General features: G+C 41.9%; 9 protein-coding genes. 5 read left to right on the top strand and 4 right to left on the bottom strand.

Features of this window, described 5'->3' with window-relative positions; all coding sequences use genetic code 11:
* Nucleotides 1–883 (top strand): cyclomaltodextrinase C-terminal domain-containing protein (locus tag Q0X72_RS11695; protein ID WP_297765558.1); only part of this gene is annotated, 883 nt, incomplete at its 5' end.
* Nucleotides 884–889: 6 nt separating this feature from the next.
* Nucleotides 890–2,776: an alpha-amylase family protein gene (locus Q0X72_RS11700; RefSeq protein WP_297765561.1), complete on the top strand. Its 1,887-nt coding sequence runs from the start codon at nt 890–892 to the stop codon at nt 2,774–2,776.
* A 47-nt stretch (nt 2,777–2,823) separates the two neighbouring features.
* Here Q0X72_RS11700 and Q0X72_RS11705 read toward each other — a convergent pair whose 3' ends face one another.
* Nucleotides 2,824–3,252 (bottom strand): hypothetical protein, encoded by a 429-nt coding sequence (locus Q0X72_RS11705; RefSeq protein WP_297765565.1) that lies wholly within the window; start codon nt 3,250–3,252, stop codon nt 2,824–2,826.
* 194 nt (nt 3,253–3,446) lie between these two features.
* Between Q0X72_RS11705 and Q0X72_RS11710 the strand changes: the two genes are divergently transcribed.
* Nucleotides 3,447–4,193 carry a glycerophosphodiester phosphodiesterase family protein gene (locus Q0X72_RS11710; RefSeq protein WP_297765568.1) on the top strand — a complete coding sequence of 249 codons (747 nt, stop codon included), beginning with the start codon at nt 3,447–3,449 and terminating at the stop codon, nt 4,191–4,193.
* On the top strand, nt 4,193–5,476 hold the full coding sequence (locus Q0X72_RS11715) for an NAD(P)/FAD-dependent oxidoreductase (RefSeq protein WP_297765571.1): 1,284 nt from the start codon (nt 4,193–4,195) through the stop codon (nt 5,474–5,476). Before Q0X72_RS11710 ends, Q0X72_RS11715 begins: the two co-directional genes overlap by 1 nt.
* A 13-nt stretch (nt 5,477–5,489) precedes the next feature.
* Here Q0X72_RS11715 and Q0X72_RS11720 read toward each other — a convergent pair whose 3' ends face one another.
* The 3 genes from Q0X72_RS11720 to Q0X72_RS11730 all read right to left on the bottom strand — a co-directional run bounded on the left by Q0X72_RS11720 (nt 5,490) and on the right by Q0X72_RS11730 (nt 8,310).
* Nucleotides 5,490–6,218, bottom strand: a complete 729-nt coding sequence (locus tag Q0X72_RS11720) for an MIP/aquaporin family protein (protein WP_297765573.1) — start codon at nt 6,216–6,218, stop codon at nt 5,490–5,492.
* 9 nt (nt 6,219–6,227) lie between these two features.
* On the bottom strand, nt 6,228–7,724 hold the full coding sequence (gene glpK, locus Q0X72_RS11725) for a glycerol kinase GlpK (protein ID WP_297765575.1): 1,497 nt from the start codon (nt 7,722–7,724) through the stop codon (nt 6,228–6,230).
* A gap of 112 nt (nt 7,725–7,836) precedes the next feature.
* Nucleotides 7,837–8,310: a TspO/MBR family protein gene (locus Q0X72_RS11730; RefSeq protein ID WP_297765578.1), complete on the bottom strand. Its 474-nt coding sequence runs from the start codon at nt 8,308–8,310 to the stop codon at nt 7,837–7,839.
* A 96-nt stretch (nt 8,311–8,406) separates the two neighbouring features.
* On the opposite strand from Q0X72_RS11730, the gene Q0X72_RS11735 reads away from it, so the two are divergent.
* Nucleotides 8,407–9,285, top strand: an 879-nt coding sequence (locus Q0X72_RS11735; RefSeq protein WP_297765581.1) for a diphosphomevalonate decarboxylase, incomplete at its 3' end; no start/stop codon positions are given.

The raw sequence follows: 9,285 nt of genomic DNA on the forward strand, positions 1-9,285 counted from the left end.
CTCTTTGGGGGGTATACGACAGGACACTTACCCGTATCCGGATAAAAACTTTATGGCTCAATGGGCAAAAAGGATCATGACAGAGTATCCAAATTTCTCTATCGTAGGAGAAGAATGGAGCCTTAATCCGCTGGTGGTAGGGTATTGGCAACAAGGTGCTAACAATAGCGATGGGTTCAAATCATACCTTCGCTGTACCATGGATTTTCCCATGCAGCAAACACTTGTGGATGCATTAAAAGAGAAAGAAGATTGGAATAAAGGCTTGATAAAATTATACGAGGGTTTGGCAAACGATTTTCATTATGCTTCTCCTAAAGACATGATGCTTTTTGGTGACAATCATGATATGGACCGTGTCTATACCCAACTGAATAAAGATGAAACCTTAACAAGAATGGCACTGGCCTTTATCCTTATGACCCCGCGTATTCCGCAAGTGTATTACGGCACGGAGATACTAATGGATAATAGTAAAAAACCGGGGGACCATGGACTCATCAGGACTGATTTTCCCGGAGGATGGGCAGGGGATAAGATAAATGCATTCACAGGAAAAGGATTGAGCGACAGGGTAAAGAAAATGCAGGAATTTTTAAAAACACTGATGCTCTTTAGAAAGAGTGAACCGGCAATTCATGAGGGGGCCACTAAACACTTTGCACCTGAAAATGGGATCTATATGTTAGTTAGGCAAAAAGGGAATAAGAAGGTCTTGTTGATCTTAAACAAAAATGAGCAACCCGTTTCCCTCTCCATGGACCGTTTAAGGGAATTGGATATCCTTGGTTCTAATTTTCGTGATATAATTTCAGGTGAAGAGGTGGTCATAGGAAATGAACTTCAACTAAAGAATAAGGGAGTACTACTGCTCTCAAATTAAAAGGATATGATAAGACGGTATCTGATCGTTATAATTCTTGTGTTGGCAGTCATTGCCTGCAAGAATGATCAGGAATTTTCAAAGGATGCCAAGGAAGTTACAATTATGAAAAAAGAAAGAAAAAAAGTAATATATCAGGTCTTTACGAGGCTTTTTGGGAACACAACTACCACCAATAAACCATGGGGGACCCTTAAAGAAAACGGGGTAGGGAAATTCAATGATTTTACACCCAAGGCATTAAAGGAAATAAAGGATCTTGGGGTTACCCATATTTGGTATACCGGTGTACCTCACCATGCACTCGTTACTGATTATATGGCCTATGGAATTACCAACGATGATCCTGATGTCATCAAAGGAAGGGCCGGTTCTCCATATGCGGTAAAGGACTACTACAATGTAAATCCGGATCTTGCAATAGACCCCACAAGACGCCTGGAGGAATTTAAAGAGCTAATCAGCAGGACCCATAAGGCAGGCCTGCAATTGATCATAGACATTGTACCAAATCATGTGGCCAGACATTACGAAGGTTCCTCAACACCTCCCGGGAAAGAACCTTTTGGAGCATCTGATAATACTTCATTAGAGTATCAAAAGGATAATAACTTTTATTATATACCCGGGGCATCATTTAAAGTGCCCGAATGGACCAACGGGTATCAGCCATTGGGGGGTGATCCGCATCCCCTGGTAGATCACTACTTCCCTGAAGATCCTGCAAAATGGACCGGCAACGGGTCTAGAAAAGCCCAGCCAGATATGAATGACTGGTATGAGACTGTAAAGATAAATTATGGTGTTAGCCCGGATGGGAATATTGATTTTGAGCAATTACCGGATGAGTATGGATCTAAGACACCTAAGGAGCATCTCGATTTTTGGTCGGGTAAAGCCGTGCCAGATTCCTGGATAAAATTTAAGGACATCGCTCTGTATTGGCTAGATATGGGGGTAGATGGTTTTCGGTTTGATATGGCTGAGATGGTCCCTGTGGAATTCTGGAGCTACTTAAATTCTCATATTAAAGAAAAGAATGAGAAGGCCCTGATATTGGCCGAGGTCTATAATCCTTCGCTTTACAGGGACTATATTTTTAAGGGTAAAATGGACTACCTATACGATAAGGTAGAACTCTATGATAGTTTAAAACATATAATGCAAGGACATGGATGGACAGACCATATCCCAGTGGTACAAAAAGGGATGATGGATATTGAACACCATATGCTGCATTTTCTGGAAAATCATGATGAACAACGAATTGCCAGTCCGGAATTTGTTGGTAACGCCCAAATAGGTAAACCCGCCATGGTGGTATCTGCCACCTTAAGTACCTCTCCCACCATGATATATTTTGGTCAGGAAGTAGGAGAGCCCGGAGCCGAAAATGCCGGTTTTGGATCCCCTTCCAGAACATCGATTTTTGACTATATAGGGGTGCCCCATCATCAGCGATGGGTCAATAATAAGAAGTTCGACGGGGGGCAATTATCTGATGAGGAAACAGCACTGCGCGATTTTTACAAGCGCCTTTTAAATGTTACCATAAGCAATGATGCCCTGATGGGTGTCTATGAAGATATTCATTATTACAATAGAGATCATTCAGAGGGATATAACTACAGAGTGTTATCATTTGTTCGATGGAAAGATAAAGAGCGTCTCCTGGTGCTTTCCAATTTCGATTCTAATGAATCTTACCAATTACAAATGAAAATACCACCTTCAGTTGTGGAGGCCTGGAACTTAATGGAAGGATCATCGTATGAAATGACCGATCTGCTTTATACTAAAACGACGGTTACGCTTAAGGTTGAAGAAGGGCAGGGCCTTTTCGATGTAGCGCTGGCCCCACTTCAATCCTATATTCTTAAACTAAAGGAATAAGGATATGTACCCCCGGTAATTAATAGGACACCTACCCTTTTTTATGCTTATGCACTCTCATTTTTAGGTTGGGTAGCCTTGAACATGAGGGCAATCACCATGCATACTATTCCGTAAAAGACGATGTCTAATCCAGCTTCCACGAGATGACCTTCCAGGTCCATCATTTCGCTGGTGCCATACCAGAGCAGACCCATACCTAATCCCACAAAGATGCCAACCCAGACCCCGAATTGAAAACCACCGCCCATACTGTGGTACCCACGGGCCCATTTGCCATAAATAACGCAAAGGGCAAATGAGGCAACTAAATTACCAGCAATGATCCATGGAAAAAGTGGTGGGTCTTTCATGACACTGTTTATGGAATGACCTTCAAAAAAGTCAACAGTAGCTACCCCCCATATCAGGTAGCCCAGAACGAACATAGTGACCGTTGCCACTATGGTAGCCAAAAGATGTTGTTTTGAAAACATAGTTTTGAATTTAATTGGTTGTTGTACTGTTAAAGGTATTAAATAATAAATATCATATATAAAAAAAATTATGATAATTTATAAGGAATCAATAATTATTATATTAAAAAAATAATAATATCCTATATTCTTTAAGGGTAGTTAACTTTTCATGTCAAGTTGTATTTTTGAGCTATAGAAAAACAATATGGGCCATGAAGAATTATGGAATTGTCTTAGTGATTGTACTAATTTCAAGTTGTACAGGAATGAATCATGATATGCTGGTTATAGGTCATAGGGGTGCCATGGGGCATGAGACGGAAAATACACTTGCTTCCATTCAGAAGGCGATGGATCTGGGAGTGGATATGATCGAGATCGATGTTTTTAAGATAAAAAGTGGAGAGATCGTAGTCTTTCACGATGAACGTCTGGAACGACTTAGTAATGCAGGAGGACTTATTGAAGATTACAACATCTTCGAGTTGCAAAAAGTGATCCTCGAAGGGAATCACAAGATCCCTATGCTCCAGGATGTCCTAAAATTGATAGATCATAGGGTGCCCCTGAACATTGAACTCAAAGGTGCCAATACCTCAGACAGGGTTAACTTTATCATAGACGACTATATCACAGAAAAGGGATGGAAATTAGAAGATTTTGTTATCTCCAGCTTTAATTGGCAGGAATTGGAAAGTATGCGTTCTTTAAATCCGGAGATTGCCATTGCCGTCCTTACGGAAGAAGACCCTATTAAGGCAATACCAACTGCCAAGAAGTTAGAGGCTGTGGCCATCAACCCATATTACAAGACCTTAAATGCTGAAACAGTAAAAGCATTACACGATGAAGGTTTTAAGGTGTATACCTGGACGGTCAATGAACCAGAGGACATTGCAGCGATGAGAACTTTTAAAGTAGACGGAATCTTTACAAATTTTCCCGAGAGGGCACACTAATGTATGATGTTATTGTTATTGGAGGAGGAGCTGCCGGTTTCTACGGTGCTATTAATTTGGCAGAATTTAGGCCAGATCTCAAGATAGCTATTCTTGAACAGGGAAAGCAAGTGCTGGGGAAGGTAAAGGTTTCCGGTGGAGGTCGTTGCAATGTAACCCATGCCCAGTTCAATCCCAAAATTCTGTCACAACATTATCCCAGAGGGGAGAAAGAATTACTTGGACCGTTTAACACCCATCATACAGAACATACCGTAGAATTTTTTCAAAAACGGGGTATTGAATTAAAGATCGAAGATGATGGAAGGATGTTTCCTGTTTCCAACTCTTCCCAAACCATTATCGATTGCTTTATGGACGCCATAGCGAGCTCCAAGATCGATCTAATAAGGAATACCGCAGTAACTGATATCTTAATTCCTACTTCTGATTCAGCAAACAGAGAAGTTTATGAGGTCCAAACCAAGACAACATCTTTTTTTGCGAAACGACTACTTATTACTACCGGGAGTAGTTCAAAAATGTGGAATGTTCTAAAAAGGTTAGGACACACAATCATAGAACCTGTACCTTCTTTATTTACCTTTAATGTTCACGATCCGCGTATTGAAGGGATCCCCGGAATTAGCACTCACGCCAGAGTAAAAGTGGTATCCAGAGACCTACCTGGAAAAAAAATCACGGTATCCCTGAAAAGCAGCGCTGAGCGCAGTGAGGAATTGGTCTCTGAAGGTCCGCTGTTGATCACTCACTGGGGAATGAGCGGACCGGCTATCCTTAAACTTTCTGCCTGGGGCGCAAGGATCTTGCACGACTACCAATACCGTTTCAGGATACAGGTAAATTGGGTGCCAGAGTATCATCAGCAAGGCCTGTTTTCCTTTTTGATGGAAGTAAAAGAATTGGAGGCCAGGAAAACAGTCTTTAGAACGCATCCCTTGGATATTCCTAAACGGCTTTGGGGGAAATTAGTGCAGGCAGCCGGTATTCTTCCCGATCAGAAATGGGCCGATATCTCCAAGAAGCAACTTCAGGAACTGGCCAGGGAACTTACAGCAGGTGAATTTTTAGTAGAGGGGAAAAGCACTTTTAAAGAAGAGTTTGTGACGGCAGGCGGCATAGACCTGAAAGAGGTCAATTTCAAGACATTTGGAAGCAAGCTGCACCCGGGACTTTATTTTGCAGGGGAGATTTTAAATATAGATGCTATTACAGGCGGATATAATTTCCAAAATGCCTGGACCGGATCTTACCTGGCAGCGCAGGCCATAGCAAATTCTTAAGAGAGATCCTATCTTAATTGAGGATCAAAGAAAGTAGGGCCGCTAATATGCCTCCAAGGATTGGCCCTAAAATAGGTACCCAGGAATAGGCCCAATCACTACTACCTTTATCTTTTATGGGCATAATTGCATGTATGAGTCGAGGGCCCAGATCACGGGCAGGATTAATGGCATAGCCAGTAGTTCCGCCTAATGCCAGCCCTATTACCCAGACCAGAAGCGCAACAGGTAGTGCACCCAGAGATCCAAGGCCTATGATCTCTTCTGTTGTGGCCATTGAAGCATCTGTAAAAAATAAAATGGTAAAGACCAGAACAAAGGTGCCAAAAACTTCACTAAAAAGATTGGAACCAAAATTTCGTATAGCCGGAATGGTGGCAAACACTCCCAGTTTTAAGCTTTTATCTTTGGTAATATCAAAGTGATCCTTATACGTGATCCATACAAAAAAGGCTCCGAGCATTGCCCCCAGAAGTTGTGCCAGGAGGTAGGAGGGAACTTCAGACCATTCAAAACTACCTGCGACTGCCAAGCCAATGGTAACTGCAGGATTTATATGTGCTCCGCTATAGGGTGCTGCCACTACTACACCCACAAAAACGGCAAAGGCCCATGCAGTGGTGATCACTATCCACCCGCCTCCTTGTCCTTTTGTTTTCTCCAAAATAACATTGGCAACAACACCACATCCTAGGGTAATCAAAAGGGCAGTTCCAATTAATTCAGCAATAAAAGGTGTCATATATATAAATTAAGAATCTTTGGTCCAATATTCCAGAGCATTAATAGCTTTATACCAGCCTTTGATCCCTGCTTCTATTTCTGTCCTATCTTCATTTGGAAGAAATCGATGTTCAGTTTCCCAGATGGCTTGTATTTCTTCAAGATCGTTCCAATAGCCAACGGCCAATCCGGCAAGAAAGGCGGCGCCCATCACTGTAGTTTCTACAATTTTAGGTCTAACGGTAATAGTATTGAGAACATCTGCCTGGCATTGCATCAGCAAGTTGTTAACGGTGGCACCTCCATCTACGCGTAATTCCTTGATTGTAATGCCAGAATCTGCCTCCATCGCTTTTAAGACATCCATGGTCTGATATGCAATCGACTCCAGCGCCGCTCTGGCTATATGGGCATAGGTACTTCCTCTGGTAAGCCCAAAAATAGATCCTTTGGCATGCTGATTCCAATGAGGTGCACCCAGACCTGCAAAAGCCGGCACAAAGTATACGCCGTCCGAACTATCCACGGAGCAGGCTATTTGTTCCACTTCAGCAGAAGAGTTGATGATCTTCAGACTATCGCGAAGCCATTGTACTACTGCCCCGGCAATAAAAATACTGCCCTCCAGAACATATTGGGTTTTTCCATTGATCTGCCACCCCACTGAGGTGAGTAAATTGTTTTTAGAAACTATAGGTTTATCTCCAATGTTCATCAACATAAAACAACCTGTACCATACGTATTTTTTACCATTCCCGGTTTTGTACACATTTGGCCAAATAGGGCTGCCTGCTGGTCTCCGGCAATCCCTGCGATCGGTATTTTTATTTCTAAAAGTGATTCTGATGTATGGCCATATACCTCACTAGAAGATTTAACCTCAGGGAGTATGGATGAAGGAATGTTGAACATTTTTAATAATTCGGCATCCCAGGCCAGGGTATTGATGTCAAAAAATAGTGTACGGCAAGCGTTGGTTACATCTGTGATATGCATGTCACCGTCTGTCATTTTCCAAATAAGCCAGCTGTCTATGGTCCCCATTAGAAGATCGCCGGCCTCGGCTCTTTCGCGGGCACCTTCAACATGATCTAGAATCCATTTTACCTTGGTGCCGGAAAAATAGGCGTCTATGACCAAACCGGTTTTCTGCCGTATCATGGGCGACAATCCTTCCTTTTTTAAAGAATCACAGTAATCGGCGGTTCGTTTGTCTTGCCAAACGATGGCATTATATATTGGAAGTCCGGTATTCTTGTCCCATATAACAACAGTTTCGCGCTGATTGGTTATACCTATGGCAGCAATAGACTTTGGAGATATCTTCTTTTGATCGAGGGCCAACTTCATCATCTCAGCCTGTGTATTCCAAATCTCAAGTGCATCGTGCTCTACCCATCCGGGTTTTGGAAAGTGTTGTGTAAATTCTTTTTGGGCCGAGGAGATAATAGTACCCTTTTTGTCTAATACCAGTGCCCTGCAACTTGTAGTTCCCTGGTCCAGGGCCAGAATGTATGATTGCATATAGGTCCTTTGTTCTATGTTCTATTATAATGTTCCAATTCTTTAAATGTAAAGGAATTATTTTATTTAGCATAATTAGGAAGAACACCTAAAAGGAAAGCAAATCAAATACTTAATTCAATTCCCAGATCTTGTAATTCAGAATCATAGCAAAGCTCACCCATAGTAGATATGGGAGAAGTAAATAGGCTGCAGGTTTGCTGACGATCTTAAACCACTTTATAGTTAATAGAATCAGGATCAACAAGACAAGAATAACCAACAAGGCCCAAAAAGGCTCTTGAAAACCAAAGAAAACAATGCTCCATAGGGCGTTGAAAAGGAGTTGAAATCCAAAATAATAGAGGGCTGTTTTAACCCATACATGATAAAAACCCTTGGCCCAGACCAATCCGGCCGCAATTCCCATAAGGATATACAATAGGGTCCAAACAGGGGCAAAAATCCAGTTTGGTGGATTAAAACTTGGTTTGTTAAGGGTAGTATACCAGGTGTCTACAGAACTTTGGGTGGCAAAACCTGCTAAAAAACCAATAAGCAGGCAAATGGTAACGGCAATGACTATGTACAGCGCTTTTTTCTTCATTGGAAACCATTCTATGTACCCTAAAATAGGAATTTAATTTAATTGAGGGCTTGCCTAAAGTGTTGAAAAACTATCTTTGTATTAAATTTTCGTAGAATGAACGAACAGGAATTTATTCCTTCGAAATATCCATCCCTGGTTACTTCCGGCACCACAACATGGAGGGCACCAAGCAATATAGCCTTGGTAAAATACTGGGGAAAATTTCCAGATCAGATCCCGGCAAATCCTTCTATTAGTTTTACGCTTTCCAATGCTGCTACCACCACTTCAGTGGCATATGAAAGAAAGGAAAAGGGTGACGGTAGACCGTCATTTGATCTTCTTTTTGAAGGGAAATCCAAGGAAGAATTTCGACCTAAGATCAACACCTTCTTTCAGCGTATTTCCAAATATTTGCCTTTTTTAAGTGAGTATCATCTAAAGATCGATACCAGCAATACCTTTCCCCATAGTAGTGGGATAGCCTCTTCTGCAAGTGGGATGGCGGCCCTGGCTTTATGCCTTATGGACATAGAGAAAAGAATGACACCTTCTATGGATACTGATTTTTTATTGAAAAAAGCGTCTTTTCTCGCTCGTTTAGGCTCTGGAAGTGCTTGCAGAAGTATTAGTGGACCCATTGTAGAATGGGGGAAGCACAACGATCTTTCTGACAGTTCTGATCTAGTTGGGTTACCTTATGGAGGTAAGGTCCACGAGGTCTTTCAGGGGTATCAGGATACCATATTGCTGGTTCACAAAGGAGAAAAGACTGTAAGTAGTACCGCAGGGCACGATCTGATGAACAACCACCCGTTTGCCAAGTCGCGTTTTGCCCAGGCTCATAAGAATTTATCCAGGTTGCTATCTGTATTCGAGACAGGAGACTTGCAGGAATTCATAGAAATAGTAGAGAGTGAGGCACTTTCCCTGCATGCAATGATGATGACAAGCGTTCCTTATTACTTGCTCATGAAGCCAAAAACTTTGTCT

Source organism: uncultured Muriicola sp. (assembly GCF_947258935.1).
Lineage (GTDB): Bacteria > Bacteroidota > Bacteroidia > Flavobacteriales > Flavobacteriaceae > Muriicola.

Excerpts from the sequence above, each read along its gene's own strand:
- Q0X72_RS11700 (WP_297765561.1), top strand. The coding sequence starts at position 890 with ATGATAAGACGGTATCTGATCGTTATAATTCTTGTGTTGGCAGTCATT.
- Q0X72_RS11705 (WP_297765565.1), bottom strand. The coding sequence starts at position 3,252 with ATGTTTTCAAAACAACATCTTTTGGCTACCATAGTGGCAACGGTCACT.
- Q0X72_RS11710 (WP_297765568.1), top strand. The coding sequence starts at position 3,447 with ATGAAGAATTATGGAATTGTCTTAGTGATTGTACTAATTTCAAGTTGT.
- Q0X72_RS11715 (WP_297765571.1), top strand. The coding sequence starts at position 4,193 with ATGTATGATGTTATTGTTATTGGAGGAGGAGCTGCCGGTTTCTACGGT.
- Q0X72_RS11720 (WP_297765573.1), bottom strand. The coding sequence starts at position 6,218 with ATGACACCTTTTATTGCTGAATTAATTGGAACTGCCCTTTTGATTACC.
- glpK (WP_297765575.1), bottom strand. The coding sequence starts at position 7,724 with ATGCAATCATACATTCTGGCCCTGGACCAGGGAACTACAAGTTGCAGG.
- Q0X72_RS11730 (WP_297765578.1), bottom strand. The coding sequence starts at position 8,310 with ATGAAGAAAAAAGCGCTGTACATAGTCATTGCCGTTACCATTTGCCTG.